Source organism: Plantibacter flavus (assembly GCF_002024505.1).
Lineage (GTDB): Bacteria > Actinomycetota > Actinomycetes > Actinomycetales > Microbacteriaceae > Plantibacter > Plantibacter flavus_A.
On record NZ_CP019402.1, the window covers coordinates 2,482,155 to 2,498,257 of the forward strand.

Sequence of the window (16,103 nt, forward strand, 5' to 3'; positions counted from 1 at the left end):
CATCCGGCTGCACCAGGCTCTGCCGACGCCTATCGTTGAGAGGTCATGACTTCCACACCCAGCATCGCCCCGGCCGTCCCACTCGACGCGACGGAGATCGCCGCTCTCCGTGAACGGTTCCCGATCCTCGCCCGGGAGATGAACGGACACCCGCTCGTCTATCTGGACTCCGGCGCCACCTCGCAACGTCCGATCGAGGTTATCGACGCGGAGCGCGACTACGCGACGCACCGGAACGCCGCCGTCCACCGTGGAGCCCACCTCCTGGCCGCCGAGGCGACGGAGCTCTTCGAGGACGCTCGCGCGACCGTCGCCGCGTTCATCGGTGCCGACGAGCGGGAACTCGTCTGGACCTCCGGCGCGACCGCGGCCCTCAACCTCATCGCCGGGGCCATCGGGAACGCGAGCGCCGGTCTCGGCGGTGCTGCCGCCGAGCGGTTCCGACTCGGTCCAGGCGACGAGATCGTCGTCACGGAACTCGAACACCACGCGAACCTCATCCCCTGGCAGCAACTCGCAGCACGCACCGGTGCGACCCTCCGTCACCTCCCGGTCGACGACCACGGCGTGCTGCGCTTGGACGCCGTGGACGACATCATCGGCGAACGCACGCGCATCATCGCCTTCGCGCACGTGTCCAACGTCACCGGGGCGATCGCGCCGGTCTCCGAGCTCGTCGGCCTCGCCGAACGCGTCGGCGCGCTGACCGTGCTCGACGCCTGCCAGTCCGTGCCGCACCTGCCCGTCGACGTCGCGTCCCTCGGCGTCGACTTCCTCGTGTTCTCCGGCCACAAGATGCTCGGTCCCAACGGGATCGGTGCGCTCTGGGGTCGCCGTCAGCTGCTCGACGCCCTTCCGCCCTTCCTCACCGGCGGGTCGATGATCACGACCGTCACACTCGAAGGCGCGGAGTTCCTTCCCGCGCCGCAGCGGTTCGAGGCGGGGACCCAGCCGGTGTCGCAGGCGATCGCCCTCGCGAGCGCCGTCCGGTTCCTGCAAGCGGTCGGCATGGACCGTGTCCACGCCACCGAGGCGGCCTACGGACAGCGTCTCGCGGCCGGACTCGCCGCCACCCCCGGCGTCACGCTCATCGGCCCGCCGCCCGGGACACCTCGCGCCGGGCTCGCGAGCTTCGACCTCGCCGGTGTGCACGCTCACGACGTCGGTCAGTTCTTCGACGATCGCGGCATCGCGGTCCGCGTCGGTCACCACTGCGCACAACCACTCCACCGCCGATTGGGGCTCACCGCCTCCACCCGCGCCAGCAGCTACCTCTACACGACGGAGGCCGAGATCGACGCCTTCCTCGAGGCTGCCACGCTCGTCGGTCCGTTCTTCGGGGTGTCCCGGTGAGCGGCCTGGAGAGCCTCTACCAGGAGCTCATCCTCGACCACGCCCGCCAGCGCCACGGCTTCGGCTTGCGGGAGGCGCCCGCCGCCGAGTCGCATCAGCTCAACCCCACCTGCGGCGACGAGGTCACCCTGCAGCTCCATCCCGGGCCCGACGGTCGTCTCGCACCGATCGCCTGGGAGGGGCACGGCTGCTCGATCTCGCAGGCGTCGAGCTCCTGCCTGAGCGACCTCGCGGCAGGCCTCACCCCGGCCGAGCTCGAGGCTCTGATCGACGAGTTCCGCACGGTGATCCGCTCGCGGGGCACGCTCGAGTTCGACGAGGAACGGTTCGGAGACGCTGCGGCGTTCAGTGGCGTCTCGCGCTACATCGCGCGCGTCAAGTGCGCCATGCTCCCATGGGTCGCGGCCGAGGAGGCCATCTCCCGCCTGCCCTGAGCGGCGCGCCACCTCCGCCCGCCGATGGCCTGGTCAGGCGGGGCTGATCGCCGCCAGGGCTTCGAGGAACGCGGTCGTCTCCGCTTCGGTGCCCGCGGTGACCCGCAGGTGGTTCGGGATGCCGACGTCGCGGATGAGGATCCCCCGCGCGAAGAGCGCCTCGAACGCCGCGTGCGGATCGGCGACGCCGCCGAACAGGACGAAGTTGGATCCGCTCCGCCTTGGGTCGTAGCCGAGACGCGCGAGCTCGACGACGAGACGATCGCGCTGGGTCCGGATGTCGTCGACCATCGCCAGCATCTCGTCGGCGTGCCGAAGTGCGGCGGTCGCGGCCGCCTGCGTCAGGGCGCTCAGGTGATACGGGAGCCGGACGAGTCTCAGCGCGTCGACGACCGCGGGGTCGGCGGCGAGGTACCCGAGGCGGACCCCGGCGAAGGCGAAGGCCTTGCTCATCGTCCTGGAGACGATCAGGCGCGGACGCCCCTCCAGCAGGGTGAGCGCGCTCGCCTCGTCGTCGGGTGCGAACTCCGCATACGCTTCGTCGACGATCACCATGCCCCGCGACGCCTCGTACACCGCGGTGACGGTCTCGAGCGACAACGGTGTCCCGGTGGGGTTGTTCGGCGAGCAGAGGAACACGAGGTCGGGATCCGCCTCGGCCACCTGACGCGCGGCGGTCTCGGGCGAGAGCTCGAACTCGGCGTCGCGAGTCGCGGGGATCCACCTGGTGCCGACGCCGGCGGCCAGGAGCGGATACATCGAGTACGTCGGCGTGAACCCGAGGAGCGATCGCCCGGGACCACCGAAGGCCTGCAGGATGTGCTGCAGCACTTCGTTCGAGCCGTTCCCCGCCCAGATCTGCTCCGGGGTCACCCCGTGGCCCAGGTATCCCGCCAGCGCCTCCCGGAGTTCCGTGAACTCGCGATCGGGGTACCGGTTCACCGTGAGGACCGCCGACGCGAGCGAGGCGACGATGTCGTGCGCGACCGCTTCAGGGATGGGGTGCGTGTTCTCGTTGACGTTGAGCGCCACCGGCACCAGGGCCTGGGGAGCGCCGTACGGGCGCTGTCCTCGGAGGTCGTCGCGGATGGGGAGGTCGTCGAGAGCGGTCACCCCACAATGCTAGCCACTCCGACCGGCGCGCTCACTCCGCCTGGCGCTCCCGACGAAGGACCTCGTGGCGGGGGCTCGCCGGGTTCAACAGCGAGTGGCGTCGCCCGTAGGCGAAGTAGACGATGAGACCGATCACGAGCCACACCCCGAACCGTAGCCAGGTCTCCCAGTGCAGCTGCAGGATCAGGAAGCCGGACGCCAGGACGCCGAACGCCGGGACGAACGGCATCAACGGCAACCGGAAGGAGCGGGGCTCATCCGGCTTCGTGTACCGGAACACGATCACCGACACGCAGACCACGATGAAGGCGGCCAGGATGCCGATGTTCGTGAGGTCGGCGACCTGCTTGATCGGGAACACACCGGCGAAGACGGCTGCCGCGCCGCCGGCGATCCAGGTCACCCGCTGCGGCACGCCTCGCCGGTCCGTGCGCGAGAACCATCGCGGCAGGAGACCGTCGCGACTCATCGAGAACCACACGCGGGTGACGCCCAACAGGAACGTCAGCATCACGGTGAGGATCGACAGGACCGCGAAGACGGAGATGATCGTCGCGACCACGGGCAGACCGACGCTCTGGAACGCCGATGCGAACCCGGCCGTGGGGTCGATGTCGGTGTAGTTCTGCATGCCGGTCAGGACGAGCGTGGCCGCGACGTACAGGAGCATCGCGATGATGAGGGAGAGGATGATCGCCTTCGGCATGTGCTTCTTGCCGTCCTTCGCCTCCTCGGCGGCCGTGCTCATCGCGTCGTATCCGAAGACCGCGAAGAAGACCGTCGCGGCACCGGCGAACACCGGCCCGAAACCGCTCGGGAGGAACGGATCGTAGTTCTGTCCGTCGATGTAAAAGACACCGAGGCCGATGATGAACAGGATGAGCAGGACCTTGATCCCGACCGCGACGAGCTCGAATCGACCGAAGGCCTTCGTCCCTCGGCTCAGGATGAAGGTCACGAGGAGAGAGACGAAGATGGCGGGGAGGTTGACGAGGCCGCCCTTCCCCTCGTCGGCGGTCGAGGTCATCCAGTCCGGCATGTGGATCCCGATGCCGGACAGGAAGGCGTCGAAGTAGCCGGAGATCCCGATCGCGACCACCGCGACGATCGCGATGTACTCGAGCAACAGGTCCCAGCCGATGAACCAGCCGATGATCTCGCCGAGCGCCACATACCCGTAGGTGTAGGCGGACCCGGCTCTCGGGATCATGCCGGCGAACTCCGCGTACGACAACGCCGCGGCCGCGGAGGCGAGCCCCGCGATCAGGAACGAGAAGAGGACCGCCGGCCCGACAGCGGGCGAGGTATCGCTCCCGTGAGCGACGAGTCCGGCGAGTGAGAAGATCCCCACCCCGATGATGCCACCGACCCCGATGGCCGTGAGTTGCCAGAGCCCGAGACTTTTGAACAGCTTCGAACCGGAGGTCTCATCCTCGATCTCCGCGATCGGCTTCTTCCGGAGCAGCGAGCGGCTCCGATCGTCTGTACTCATGCTTGCCTCCGACGATGCTGCGGGCGTCGTTGCACCGCGCCATCGACGATAGCTGAGAACCAGCGCGGAGGGACCCGCCGATTGTCGGCCTACTCGGCCGCGTACCGCTGCGGGATCGCCAGGCGCTGCCCCGGCTCGACACCGGCGGTGCTGAGCTGGTTGAGGTTCATGATCTCGGCGATGACGTCGCGCGGGTCGGCGTCGGGTGCGATGGACTCGGCCAGCTGCCAGAGCGACTCGCCCGGGTCGACCGTGATGTACGTGAACGTGGCTCCAGCCGCCGCCGTGTTGGCCGCGGCACCGCCTGCGGAGAGTCCGACGACCGCGACGCCGATGACCAGCGGGATGGCGGCGAGCGTGGTGAAGACGACACGACCGCGCTTCGTCAGGCGGAGTCGGCGTGTAGACGGTGCGTCTGACGTCGGTACCTGCGCCGTCCGTGCGGGAAGCGCCCGGTGGGACCCGATCAGTGCTGCGCTCATGTCAACCCTCCAAGAGTGTGCTCATCGTGTGATGAGGACTCGTATCCGACACTCGGCCAGGAGTGCCGGATACGAACCTGTGTTCCGAATATATCTTCGATTGTTCGAATACTCAACCCTGTCTTCGTACCTGAGACGCGCGGGATCGGCGACACGCTCGAACAGATGTTTGTCTGGACGAGCCGGTGCGGATACAGTTTCGAGTGTTGGAAGCAGTACACCACCACCCACCGACATCGGTCACCGACAGCCGATCAGGGCAGGAGCGAAGATGGCAGCGAACACGGCGGGCGACGGAGCCCGGGAGCGCCAGATCGGCGGCACCCGGCGACGGAAGAGCCTGAGCGACAAGCAGCTGGCAATCCTCGACGTCATCCAACGCTCGGTCTCGCAGCGCGGCTATCCGCCGAGCATGCGGGAGATCGGCGACGCCGTCGGGCTCGCCTCCCTGTCGAGTGTCACGCACCAACTCGGACAGCTCGAACTCAGCGGATACCTCCGACGCGATCCCAACCGTCCCCGCGCCATCGAGGTGCTCATCGACCTGCCGAGCGCCGTCGAGGGCAGCGATCCCGACTCCGCTCCCCCGGTCGGTGACGCCGCCATGGTCCCGCTCGTCGGTCGCATCGCCGCCGGCATCCCGATCACGGCCGAGCAGCAGGTCGAGGAGATCTTCCCCCTGCCCCGCCAGCTGGTCGGCAAGGGCAGTCTGTTCATGCTGAAGGTCGTCGGCGACTCGATGGTCGACGCCGCGATCTGTGACGGCGACTGGGTCGTCATCCGCGAGCAGAAGACCGCTGAGAACGGCGAGATCGTCGCGGCCATGCTCGACGAGGAGGCGACCGTGAAGGTGTTCCGCCAGCGCGACGGCCACACCTGGCTGCTCCCTCGGAACTCGGCCTTCGAGCCGATCCTCGGCGACCACGCCGAGGTCCTCGGCAAGGTCGTCGCCGTGCTCCGCACGGTCTGACCGACCGGACCACTCCGCCACATCCATGTGGGCCGCGACGATCCGTGGATCGTCCCGGCCCACATCCGTGCCGGACCGACGACGTCAGCCGGTCGCACCGACTCGTGCGCGGACGACACGCGTGGCCTCGACGATGTTGGCGAGGGAGGCGACCGTCTCCTCGTAGCCTCGCGTCTTGAGCCCGCAGTCCGGGTTCACCCAGACCTGGCGCTGTGGGATCCCCTCCAGCGCGATCTCGAGCAACGCGGTCACTTCCGCGACGCTCGGCACCCGAGGCGAGTGGATGTCGTAGACGCCCGGGCCGATGCCGTGGTCGAAACCACTCGCCCGGATGTCGGACACGACCTCCATCCGAGACCGTGCCGCCTCGATGCTCGTCACGTCGGCGTCCAGTCGTCGGATCGCGTCGATCACCACCCCGAACTCCGAGTAGCAGAGGTGGGTGTGGATCTGGGTCTCGACGCGCACGCCCGCGGTCGCCAGCCGGAAGGAGCCCACCGACCAGTCGAGGTACCGCCCCTGGTCGGCCCGCCGGAGCGGGAGCAGCTCGCGGAGTGCGGGTTCGTCGACCTGGATGATGCGGATGCCGGCCCGCTCCAGGTCGGCGATCTCGTCACGCAGGGCGAGGGCGACCTGGTTCGCCGTCTCGGCGAGCGGTTCGTCGTCGCGCACGAACGACCACGCGAGGATCGTCACCGGGCCCGTGAGCATGCCCTTCACCGGCTTGGTGGTCAATGACTGCGTGTAGGCCGACCACTCGACCGTGATCGGCGCCAGCCGCGAGACGTCACCCCACAGGATCGACGGACGGGTGCATCGCGAACCGTAGGACTGCACCCACCCGTGCTCCGTCACGGCGAACCCGTCGAGGTGCTCGGCGAAGTACTGGACCATGTCGTTGCGCTCGGGCTCACCGTGGACGACGACGTCGATGCCGAGGTCCTCCTGCAGCGCCACGACGCGCCCGATCTCCGCGCGCATCGTCGCGACGTAGGCCTCCTCGTCGAGCGTCCCGGCGACCCGCTGCGCGCGGGCGCGACGGATGTCGCCGGTCTGCGGGAAGGAGCCGATCGTCGTCGTCGGGAGGAACGGCAGGCCGAGCGCCTGCTCCTGCGCCGTGGCGCGCTCCTGGTAATCGTCTCGGGTGAAGTCCGCTGGTGCGAGCGCTGCCGTCCGTGCGCGGATGGTGGCATCGATGACCCCGGGCGCGGCCAGCCGATCGTCGAGCGCGGCCGACGCTGCGGTGAGCTCGGCCGCGATCGCCGCGCGCCCTTGGGTGAGACCGCGTGCGAGGACCGCGATCTGATCCACCTTCTGGTCGGCGAAGGCGAGCCAGCTCCGGAGACGGGGGTCGAGCTTCGTCTCCACCGACACGTCGTGCGGGACGTGGAGGAGGGACGTCGAGGTGGACACCGCGAGCTGCGGGAAGCGCTCCGCCGCGCTCGCGAGCAGGTCGGCCGCGGCCGCCAGGTCGCCGCGCCACACGTTGTGGCCGTCGATCACCCCCGCGACGACGGTCTTCGTGGCGAGTCCGAGAGACGAGTCCGGCAGGCCTCCTCGGACGAGGTCGACACCGACAGCCTCGACCCCCGACTCGGCGAGCACCGGGAGGGCGTCGCCCAAGGCACCGTAGGGAGCCGCGACGAAGATCGCCGGGCGGTCCGACACGGCGGACAGGACGGCCGTCGATCGTTCGAGCGCCGCGAGGACCGTCGACCTCGGCACGTCGAACGTCTCCGACACCAGTGCGGGTTCGTCGAGCTGCACCCAGGGCGCGCCGGCAGCGGCGAGGCGCTGGAGGAGTTCCGCGTACACGGGCAGCAACGCCTCCAGTCGATCGATCGGGGCGAATCCCGCTGAGGCCCCCTCGGCCGCCTTGGACAGCAGCAGGAACGTCACGGGGCCCACGATGACCGGCCGCGTCACGTACCCCTCGGCGAGGCCCTCGCGGAACTGCTCGACCACCCGGTCGTCGGAGAGCGCGAACGGCGTCGACTCGCCGATCTCCGGGACGAGGTAGTGGTAGTTCGAGTCGAACCACTTCGTCATCTCGAGCGGGGCCAGGTCGCCGGCGCCACGGGCGATCGTGAACGCCCCGGCGAGGTCGACCCGACCGTCGGCCCCGAGGAGCGACGAGAAGCGCTCCGGGACGGCACCGACGGTGAGCGCGGCGTCCAGGACCTGGTCGTAGAACGAGAAGCTCTCGGGGATCGCGGCGTTCGTCGGGTCGAGGCCGAGCCCCGCGAGGCGGGCACGCGTGGCGGCGCGCAGCTCGGATGCCGTCCGCTCGAGCGCCTCGGCGTCGATCCGGCCGGCCCAGAAGGACTCGACGGCGCGCTTCAACTCCCGGTTCGGCCCGATGCGCGGGTAGCCGAGGATGGTGCCGACGGGGAATGCGGAGGCGGGGTTCATCGTGCGTCCTTGCTGGTGAGTGGATCGGGGATGGGATGACGGACCGGTCGGCCGCCTTGCACGGGGATGCCGGCACGGTGCAACACGTCGAGCACCGTCCGATGCTGGTTGAAGGCGTAGAGGTGGACGCCCGGCGCGCCGCCCGCGACGACGTCGCGGATGAGCCTCGCGGAGTAGTCGGTGCCGATGTCGATCCGTCCCGCTTCGTCCGGCTCGACCTCGAGCGCGATGGCCAGGTCGCTCGGCAGCGCCTCGCCGCTGAGTTCGAGCACTCGACGCAACCGCGCCGGACTCGTGATGGGCATCACGCCCGGCAGGATGGGCATGGTGACGCCGTGACGTCTCGCGCGTTCGACGAAGGCGAGGTAGTCGTCGGCGTGGAAGAAGAGCTGGGTGATGGCGAGCGTCGCCCCAGCCGCCTGCTTGGCCAACAGGGTGTCGAGGTCCTGCGTCGTCGACCGCGAGCGCGGGTGTCCGTTGGGGAACGCGGCGACCGCGATCCGCGGCCGATGGCGTCGCCCGAGCTGCACCGCGCCCGGGAGGCCGACCAGCGACCCCTCGGCGTAGGGCTCGTGCTCGGCACTGACCCGGCCGATGAGCTGCACGAGTTCCGCGGCACTCGCCAGATCACCGAGGAAGGCGTCGCCCTCGACGGCTCCGGCGGGCGGGTCGCCACGGAGCGCGAGGAAACTGTGCACCCCGGCATCGAGGAAGTCCTTGATGAGTCGGCTGGCCTGCGCGTGCGTCGAACCGACGCAGGTGAGATGGGCCATCGGGTCCACCGAGGTCGACGTCCGGATGCTCCGCAGCACGTCCAGGCTCGCCGTTCGCGAGGAACCGCCGGCGCCGAAGGTGACCGAGATGAACTCCGGGCCGGCGGCGGCCAGGTGCTCGACCGTCCGTGCGAGCGCGATGCCGCCGTCGAGTGTCTTGGGCGGGTACAGCTCGAAGGAGAAGGGGGTACGCCCGGGACAGGCGGGCTCCGTCATGGTCATGGGGTCTCGTCTCGGTGGCAGCGGATCGAGAGCCGGCGACCACGCAGCACGCAGCGGTTCCGCTGGTGTGTCGTGGGCGGGTGCCGGGCTCGGCTGTCGCTCCGATTCCGCCGGTGAGGGCGGTTACGATGCGCACGACGATAGCAACGCCCGACGATCCGCGCGACGGACATCCGTCCGACAGCGTCATCCTGCGACATATTCCCCCGGCGGCGCTCCGGTCCTACGCTGATGCCATGACCGTGGGCACCAGGCACCGGGGCGACGAGCGTCCAGCGCTCGGCTCGCGCGTCATCGCGTCCTGCGTGGCGGTGGTGCTCGCCGTGTCCGGGTGCACGGCTGTCGGCTCGCCCGTACCGCCGACGACGCGCGCAGCCTCAGCGGAGGAGCTCGTGATCGAGTTCCGCCAGAACCGCGATCAGTACGCGAGCGACGCCGCGATCGTCCGGGTCGGCAACGGCGGCGACCACGACATCACGATCGTCGGACTCGAGCTGGCGGGTTCGGCGTTCACCGCGCCGACCGTCCGGGACCGATCCTCGACGATCCGCGCTGGACAGACCACGGATCTCGCCGTCGAGCTGCCACCGATCGACTGCGACGCACACGACGAGGACGTGCAGGTCGATCTCCAGCTCCGACTCGAGGACGGCGCGGTCCTCACCGCATCCGGCCTGTCCGATCCGACGAACGCGCTGCAGCGGATCCGTGCCTCGACGTGCACGGTGGGGGCGGTGCAGCGCATCGCCGAGGTGGCCGCCGCTCCCGGGATCCGCCTCGAAGGTGCCGGAGCCACGACGGTCGCCGTCCTGACGGTCACGGCGGTACCGACCGGCGCTCCGGGTCGGCTGGAGTTCGTCGCGCTGCGGTCGACGGTGCTGCTGCGACCGGCGCCGACGGACGACGGCGGTGACCCGCCTCAGGACTGGCCGCTCAGCCTGAGCGTCGACGCCGCAAGCGGTCCGCAGTCCATCGAGCTGCGGGTCGTGCCGACCCGGTGCGACCCGCACGCCCTGGCGGAGGACAAGGTGGGGACCCTCTTCCCACTCGTCGTGCGGATCGACGACGGCCCGGAGGCCGTCATGACCCTCCCGCTCGACGCCGACACGGCGGAGGCGCTCAAGGATGCCGTCCGCGCGCGCTGCGTGTGAGGAGTCGGGTCAGCCGGCCACGGCTGGTGCCGGGACGACCTCGGCGAACGGCGCGAGGGCGGCGGCGAGCTCGGCACCGACCAGGGCGTGCACGATCGTGCCACGCTCGTCGTAGTCCGTCGACAGCACCTTGCCGCGTTCGTGCAGCAGCGTGACCAGGTCTCCGCGGTCGAAGGGCACGATGACGTGGACCTCGTTGCTCGGCGACGGGATCAGCGTCTCGATGCGCTCCATGAGCTCGTCGATCCCGAGACCGGTGCGGGCCGACACGAAGACGGCGTCCGGCACGAGACCGCGGAGCACGAGCAGCTGGCCGTCGTCCACGAGGTCGGCCTTGTTGAACACGACCAGCTCGGGGATGTGCCGAGCTCCGACCTCACCGATGACGTCGCGCACGGTGGCGATCTGGCCGGCAGGGTCGGGGTGCGCGGCGTCGACGACGTGCACGATGACGTCGCTGTCGGCGACCTCCTCGAGCGTCGAGCGGAAGGCTTCGACCAGCTGGTGCGGCAGGTTGCGCACGAAGCCGACCGTGTCGGCCAGGGTGTACTCGCGTCCGTCGGAGGTCACGTTGCGTCGGACCGTCGCGTCGAGCGTCGCGAAGAGCGAGTTCTCGACCAGGACGCCGGCCTTCGTGATGCGGTTCAGCAGGCTGGACTTGCCGGCGTTCGTGTAACCGGCGATCGCGACCGACGGCACCGTGTTGCGGCGGCGGTTCGCCCGCTTGGCCTCGCGCGCCGGCTTCATCGCCGTGATCGACTTGCGCAGTTTCGCCATCCGGGTGTGGATGCGGCGCCGGTCCAGTTCGATCTTCGTCTCACCGGGGCCCCTCGACCCCATACCGGCACCGGCACCACCGACCTGACCACCGGCCTGACGGCTCATCGACTCACCCCAGCCACGGAGGCGGGGCAGGAGGTACTCGAGTTGGGCGAGCTCGACCTGCGCCTTGCCCTCTCGGCTCTTCGCGTGCTGACTGAAGATGTCGAGGATGACCGCCGTGCGGTCGATGACCTTCACGCCGACCGCGTCCTCGAGTGCGCGACGCTGGCTGGGTGCGAGTTCCGTGTCGGCGATGACCGTGTCGGCGCCGAGCGCCTGGACGATGGACTTCAGTTCCTGGGCCTTGCCGCGACCGAGATACGTGCTCGGGTCCGGGTGCGGTTTGCGCTGCAGGAGCCCGTCGAGGACGACGGCGCCAGCGGTCTCCGCGAGCGCTGCGAGTTCGCGAAGGGAGTTCTCCGCGTCGTGCAGCGCACCCTGCGGGTAGACGCCGATGATGACGACGTTCTCCAGCCGGAGTTGCCGGTACTCGACCTCGGTGACGTCCTCGAGCTCGGTCGAGAGCCCGGCGACGCGACGGAGGGCCTGCCGGTCCTCACGGTCGTACTGTTCGCCGTCGTCGGAACTGCCTCCTGAGGCATCGCCCGTCTGCAGGGCCGCTGCACCGCTGCCGAACAGGGTGTACCCGCTCGATCGGGACGCGGCGCTCGTGAGCACGCGTGCGACGACGTCGTCGGGATCGGTGACCGAGGCGTCGTCCACCACCGCCTCGACATCGACATCGGTGTCGTCTGCGTGGTCCTGGGGTGCGTCCATCGGTGGTCTAGGCATCGCGTTAACCCTACTTCCTCCTGGTCCGGTACCGTTCCTGTATGTCGAACGAGCACTACTTCACCGCCGAACCCGCGAGCGAGTTGCAGCTCAAACCGATCACCGCACGCCTCGGCGGCGTCGACCGTTCGCTCGTCTCAGCGGGCGGCGTCTTCAGTCCGGGTCACCTCGATCAGGGCACCCAGGTTCTGCTCGCGAACACCCCTCCTCCCCCGCCGACGGGCGACCTCCTCGACATCGGCTGCGGCTGGGGCCCGATCGCCCTGTCGCTCGGGCTCGCGTCGCCGGACGCGACCGTCTGGGCGGTCGACGTCAACGAACGCGCGCTCGACCTGACCCGGATCAACGCGGAGCGCCTCGGACTCGTCAACATCCGTGCCGTCCTCCCAGACGACGTCCCCGACACGGTCCGCTTCGCGACCATCTGGTCGAACCCGCCGATCCGCGTCGGCAAGGACGAGCTGCACCGCATGCTGATGCACTGGTTGCCGCGGCTCGAGGACGAGGGTGACGCCTGGCTCGTCGTACAGAAGAACCTCGGCTCGGACTCGCTGCAGAAGTGGTTGCAGGAGCAGCTGCCGACGTCGTTCCACGTCGGACGTGCGGCCATGGCGAAGGGCTTCCGCGTCCTGCACGCCCGGCGCCGGGAGCTCCGTCCGGCCTGAGCGGCTCAGGCCAGGGTGATCGTCCCGGAGTAGACGAGCGTCGCCGGACCGGCCAGCACCACGTGCTCGCCGTCTGCGCCGGGAACCATGCGCACCCCGAGCACCCCGCCCGGCACCTCGACGCGCCAGTCGTTCGGAGCCGCCGCGCCCGCCCAGTGGCGGAACGCTAGCGCTGCGGCAGCCGTCCCGGTGCCACAGCTCAGGGTCTCACCGCTCCCGCGCTCGTGGACGCGCATGCGGATCCGGGCCACGCCGTCGGCGATGAGCGGCTCACCCGGGACGACCAACTCGACGTTGGCACCGTGCGGCGGTGCGGGGTCGAGCTGTGGGACGTACTCCAGTTCCGCTCCGTCGAGTTCGGCGGCGTCGGCGACCGCGACGACGATGTGCGGGTTGCCGACGTCGATCCCGATACCCGGACGTGCCACGGGCAGCCCCTTCACCCGGACGAGCGTCTCGCGCTCGTCGAGGCTCCAGCGGCCGAGGTCGACGACGTAGCCGAGCGGGTCGTAGCCGATCATCCGGACGCCGGCGCGGGTGCCGATGGCGAGCTGCTCGCCGGGGGCCAGCTCCACGAGCCCGCTCTCGAGCAGGTAGTGGAGGAACACCCGGATGCCGTTGCCGCACATCTCCGCGACCGAACCGTCGGCGTTGTGGTAGTCCATGAACCACTCCGCGGCAGGGTCTTCAGCGAGCACGGCAGCCCCGGCTTCGAGGTGCGCGGACCGGACGGCGCGGATGACGCCGTCGGCCCCGATCCCGAAATGCCGGTCGCAGAGCGCCGCGATCTGGCTCGGATCGAGGGCCTCCTTGCCGTCAGGATCGGAGAAGAGCACGAAGTCGTTGCCCGTGCCGTGGCCCTTCGTGAAGGAGAGTGTCGACGCCATCCGACCAGTCTACGGGCGCACCCGGCGGGCCAGCTCACTCGCCTCGGCGCTGCCGCCCTCCACCCAGGTGATCGCCGGATAGCGCTTGAACCAGCTGACCTGGCGGCGCGCGTACCGCCTCGTCAGACGCTGGGTCTCGGCGATCGCCTCCGCTTCGGTGAGCTCCGACCGCAGTTGCGCCACCGCTTGGGCGTACCCGATCGCACGGCCGGCGGTGACGCCCTGCTCGAGGCCGTGCTCGAGCAGCTCGGCAGTCTCCGCGACGAGTCCTGCGTCCCACATCATCTCGACGCGCCGGTCGAGGCGCTCGACGAGGACCTCTCGCGGCGTCGAGACCCCGACGACCTCGACCGGCCGCCAGGGGACGGGGCGTTCCGGAAGCGCCGCACCGTGGCCGCGCTCGGCCAACTCGTGGACTTCGAGTGCGCGCACGACCCGGCGGGCGTTCGCCGCGTCGATGCGGTCGGCGGTCGCGGGATCGGCCAGGCGGAGCCGCTCGATGAGCGCCGGGAGCCCTTCCTCCTCGAGTTCCCGTTCCAGGCGCTCGCGCAGGGCGCGGTCTCTCGGCGGGAAGCGGAAGTCATGGATGACGCTCGAGACGTACAGCCCGGAACCGCCGACGAGGATCGGCGTCACCCCACGCGCGGTGAGCTCGTCGATCACCGCACGAGCCGTCGGCTGGTACCAGGCGACGGACGCCTCCTCCGTGACGTCCAGGACGTCGAAGAGGTGGTGCGGGATCCCGCGCCGCTCCTCCATGGGCAGCTTCGCGGTCCCGATGTCCATGCCGCGATAGAACTGCATGGCGTCGGCGTTGACGATCTCGGCTGGACGGCCCGCCTCGCGGAGAGCGGTCGCCAGCTCGAGCGACAGTGCGGACTTCCCCGTCCCGGTCGCTCCGACGACCGCGAGGAAGCCGGTCACCGGCGTTCGCCGTCGCTCGGGTCGTAGATGGGAGAGGTGGTCACGCCGACGGTCGGTGCCCCGATGCGCAGGCCAGGCAAGCCGAGCGAGACGCGGCCTGGCTCCGCCGCGGCGGCCGTCGTCGGCACACCGCAGGAATCGGCCTGAGCTCGATCCCAGGCGTCTCCGGCACGCGTCCGACGGACCCGCAGGGGTTCACCGCCGGGTGTGTCGGCGATGAGGTGGAACGACGCGGCCTCGGTGATCGTCACGGTCACGACGTCACCCGGTCGCGGCACCTCGGAGCCCGCCGGCACCTCGAAGTGGACAAGACGCGAGTCCTCGGCCCGCCCGCTCAGTCGATGCGTGGCGTCGTTCTTGCGCCCCTCCCCGACCGCGACGAGCAACTCGACCTGCCGGCCCACCTGACGCTGGTTCTCCTCGAGACTGATGCGGTCCTGCAACGCGATGAGGCGCTCGTACCGCTCCTGCACGACGGCCTTCGGGATCTGATCGGGCATCGTGGCCGCCGGCGTACCCGCTCGGATCGAGTACTGGAAGGTGAAGGCGCTGGCGAACCGTGCGGCCTCGACCACGCGGAGGGTCTCCTGGAAGTCCTCCTCCGTCTCGCCGGGGAACCCGACGATGATGTCGGTCGAGATGGCCGCGTGCGGAATCCGCGCACGGACCCGGTCGAGGATCCCGAGGAAGCGCTCGGACCGGTAGGAGCGACGCATCGCCTTGAGGATGCGGTCGGAACCCGATTGCAGCGGCATGTGCAGTTGCGGCATCACATTCGGCGTCTCGGCCATCGCGTCGATGACGTCGTCGGTGAAGGCAGCAGGGTGCGGGCTGGTGAACCGGACGCGCTCCAAGCCCTCGATCGTGCCCGCCGCCCGCAGAAGCTTGCCGAACGCCTGACGATCCCCGAACTCGACGCCGTAGGAGTTCACGTTCTGCCCGAGCAGCGTCACCTCGATGGCGCCGTCCTCGACGAGCGCGCGCAGCTCACCGAGGATCTCGCCCGGGCGACGGTCCTTCTCCTTGCCACGGAGCGACGGCACGATGCAGAAGGTGCACGTGTTGTTGCACCCGACGGAGATCGAGACCCAACCGCTGTAGCTGGAATCGCGTTTGGTCGGGAGGGTGGAGGGGAAGGTGTCGAGCGCCTCCAGGATCTCCAACTGGGCCTCGTCGTTGTGCCGGGCCCGCTCCAGCAACGACGGCAGTGAGCCCATGTTGTGCGTCCCGAAGACGACGTCCACCCACGGGGCCTTCTGGAGGATGACCTCCTTGTCCTTCTGCGCCAGACAACCGCCGACGGCGATCTGCATCCCGCTGCGCTGCTTCTTGATCGATGCCAGGTGGCCGAGGTTGCCGTACAGCTTGTTGTCGGCGTTCTCGCGGACCGCGCAGGTGTTGATGACCACGATGTCGGCCTGCTCGCCGTCCGCCTTGACGTAACCGGCGGCCTCGAGCGACCCGCTGAGCCGCTCTGAGTCGTGCACGTTCATCTGGCACCCGTAGGTGCGGACCTCATAACTCCGCTGCCGACCTGACTCGTCGATCGCGGCGGGTGAGGCGCTGATGACCGTGGGCGTCTCGACGATGCTGCTCATACCGGCAGTCTAC

14 protein-coding genes are annotated in these 16,103 nt (G+C 69.7%); 5 read left to right on the forward strand and 9 right to left on the reverse strand.

The genetic code is table 11. From position 1 onward, the window contains the following. Positions 1-45: 45 nt before the first annotated feature. Both BWO91_RS11640 and sufU read left to right on the forward strand, forming a co-directional pair. Positions 46-1,353 carry a SufS family cysteine desulfurase gene (locus BWO91_RS11640; RefSeq protein WP_079002673.1) on the forward strand — a complete coding sequence of 436 codons (1,308 nt, stop codon included), beginning with the start codon at positions 46-48 and terminating at the stop codon, positions 1,351-1,353. Then, entirely contained in the window at positions 1,350-1,787 is a 438-nt protein-coding gene (sufU, locus tag BWO91_RS11645; protein ID WP_064294429.1) for a Fe-S cluster assembly sulfur transfer protein SufU, read from the forward strand. The genes BWO91_RS11640 and sufU overlap by 4 nt, the downstream gene beginning before the upstream one ends. A 33-nt stretch (positions 1,788-1,820) precedes the next feature. Here sufU and BWO91_RS11650 read toward each other — a convergent pair whose 3' ends face one another. From BWO91_RS11650 to BWO91_RS11660, 3 genes are all read right to left on the reverse strand, one after another. Continuing rightward, positions 1,821-2,900: a histidinol-phosphate transaminase gene (locus tag BWO91_RS11650; protein WP_079002674.1), complete on the reverse strand. Its 1,080-nt coding sequence runs from the start codon at positions 2,898-2,900 to the stop codon at positions 1,821-1,823. 31 nt (positions 2,901-2,931) lie between these two features. Beyond that, positions 2,932-4,392, reverse strand: a complete 1,461-nt coding sequence (locus BWO91_RS11655) for an amino acid permease (RefSeq protein ID WP_079002675.1) — start codon at positions 4,390-4,392, stop codon at positions 2,932-2,934. A gap of 89 nt (positions 4,393-4,481) precedes the next feature. Beyond that, positions 4,482-4,874, reverse strand: a complete 393-nt coding sequence (locus tag BWO91_RS11660; protein ID WP_079002676.1) for a LysM peptidoglycan-binding domain-containing protein — start codon at positions 4,872-4,874, stop codon at positions 4,482-4,484. Between the two features lie 271 nt (positions 4,875-5,145). Between BWO91_RS11660 and lexA the strand changes: the two genes are divergently transcribed. After that, complete coding sequence (gene lexA, locus BWO91_RS11665; RefSeq protein WP_071262299.1) at positions 5,146-5,844, forward strand: transcriptional repressor LexA; 699 nt, start codon at positions 5,146-5,148, stop codon at positions 5,842-5,844. An 84-nt stretch (positions 5,845-5,928) separates the two neighbouring features. Here lexA and metE read toward each other — a convergent pair whose 3' ends face one another. Both metE and BWO91_RS11675 read right to left on the reverse strand, forming a co-directional pair. Then, complete coding sequence (metE, locus tag BWO91_RS11670; RefSeq protein WP_079002677.1) at positions 5,929-8,256, reverse strand: 5-methyltetrahydropteroyltriglutamate--homocysteine S-methyltransferase; 2,328 nt, start codon at positions 8,254-8,256, stop codon at positions 5,929-5,931. Then, positions 8,253-9,251, reverse strand: coding sequence for a methylenetetrahydrofolate reductase (locus tag BWO91_RS11675; protein ID WP_079002678.1), 999 nt, complete (start codon positions 9,249-9,251; stop codon positions 8,253-8,255). The genes metE and BWO91_RS11675 overlap by 4 nt, the downstream gene beginning before the upstream one ends. Before the next feature lie 236 nt (positions 9,252-9,487). Here BWO91_RS11675 and BWO91_RS11680 point away from each other — a divergent pair, with 236 nt between their 5' ends. After that, positions 9,488-10,402: a hypothetical protein gene (locus BWO91_RS11680; protein WP_079002679.1), complete on the forward strand. Its 915-nt coding sequence runs from the start codon at positions 9,488-9,490 to the stop codon at positions 10,400-10,402. A 9-nt stretch (positions 10,403-10,411) separates the two neighbouring features. Here the strand turns inward: BWO91_RS11680 and hflX are convergent, their stop codons facing one another. Continuing rightward, complete coding sequence (gene hflX / locus BWO91_RS11685) at positions 10,412-12,016, reverse strand: GTPase HflX (protein ID WP_228498742.1); 1,605 nt, start codon at positions 12,014-12,016, stop codon at positions 10,412-10,414. Positions 12,017-12,057: 41 nt separating this feature from the next. Between hflX and BWO91_RS11690 the strand changes: the two genes are divergently transcribed. Further along, positions 12,058-12,681: a class I SAM-dependent methyltransferase gene (locus BWO91_RS11690; RefSeq protein WP_079002681.1), complete on the forward strand. Its 624-nt coding sequence runs from the start codon at positions 12,058-12,060 to the stop codon at positions 12,679-12,681. A gap of 5 nt (positions 12,682-12,686) precedes the next feature. Here BWO91_RS11690 and dapF read toward each other — a convergent pair whose 3' ends face one another. The 3 genes from dapF to miaB are packed head-to-tail and all read right to left on the reverse strand — an operon-like array spanning position 12,687 to position 16,090. Beyond that, a complete protein-coding gene (dapF, locus tag BWO91_RS11695; RefSeq protein ID WP_079002682.1) occupies positions 12,687-13,568 on the reverse strand; it encodes a diaminopimelate epimerase in 882 nt (293 codons plus the stop codon). A gap of 9 nt (positions 13,569-13,577) precedes the next feature. Then, a complete protein-coding gene (gene miaA / locus BWO91_RS11700; RefSeq protein ID WP_079002683.1) occupies positions 13,578-14,492 on the reverse strand; it encodes a tRNA (adenosine(37)-N6)-dimethylallyltransferase MiaA in 915 nt (304 codons plus the stop codon). Further along, positions 14,489-16,090, reverse strand: a complete 1,602-nt coding sequence (gene miaB, locus BWO91_RS11705) for a tRNA (N6-isopentenyl adenosine(37)-C2)-methylthiotransferase MiaB (protein WP_079002684.1) — start codon at positions 16,088-16,090, stop codon at positions 14,489-14,491. Before miaB ends, miaA begins: the two co-directional genes overlap by 4 nt. Between the last annotated feature and the right edge of the window lie 13 nt (positions 16,091-16,103).

Coding starts and splice junctions, on each gene's coding strand:
- BWO91_RS11640 (WP_079002673.1), top strand. CDS start 46: ATGACTTCCACACCCAGCATCGCCCCGGCCGTCCCACTCGACGCGACG.
- BWO91_RS11655 (WP_079002675.1), bottom strand. CDS start 4,392: ATGAGTACAGACGATCGGAGCCGCTCGCTGCTCCGGAAGAAGCCGATC.
- BWO91_RS11660 (WP_079002676.1), bottom strand. CDS start 4,874: ATGAGCGCAGCACTGATCGGGTCCCACCGGGCGCTTCCCGCACGGACG.
- lexA (WP_071262299.1), top strand. CDS start 5,146: ATGGCAGCGAACACGGCGGGCGACGGAGCCCGGGAGCGCCAGATCGGC.
- metE (WP_079002677.1), bottom strand. CDS start 8,256: ATGAACCCCGCCTCCGCATTCCCCGTCGGCACCATCCTCGGCTACCCG.
- BWO91_RS11675 (WP_079002678.1), bottom strand. CDS start 9,251: ATGACCATGACGGAGCCCGCCTGTCCCGGGCGTACCCCCTTCTCCTTC.
- BWO91_RS11680 (WP_079002679.1), top strand. CDS start 9,488: ATGACCGTGGGCACCAGGCACCGGGGCGACGAGCGTCCAGCGCTCGGC.
- hflX (WP_228498742.1), bottom strand. CDS start 12,016: ATGCCTAGACCACCGATGGACGCACCCCAGGACCACGCAGACGACACC.
- BWO91_RS11690 (WP_079002681.1), top strand. CDS start 12,058: ATGTCGAACGAGCACTACTTCACCGCCGAACCCGCGAGCGAGTTGCAG.
- dapF (WP_079002682.1), bottom strand. CDS start 13,568: ATGGCGTCGACACTCTCCTTCACGAAGGGCCACGGCACGGGCAACGAC.
- miaB (WP_079002684.1), bottom strand. CDS start 16,090: ATGAGCAGCATCGTCGAGACGCCCACGGTCATCAGCGCCTCACCCGCC.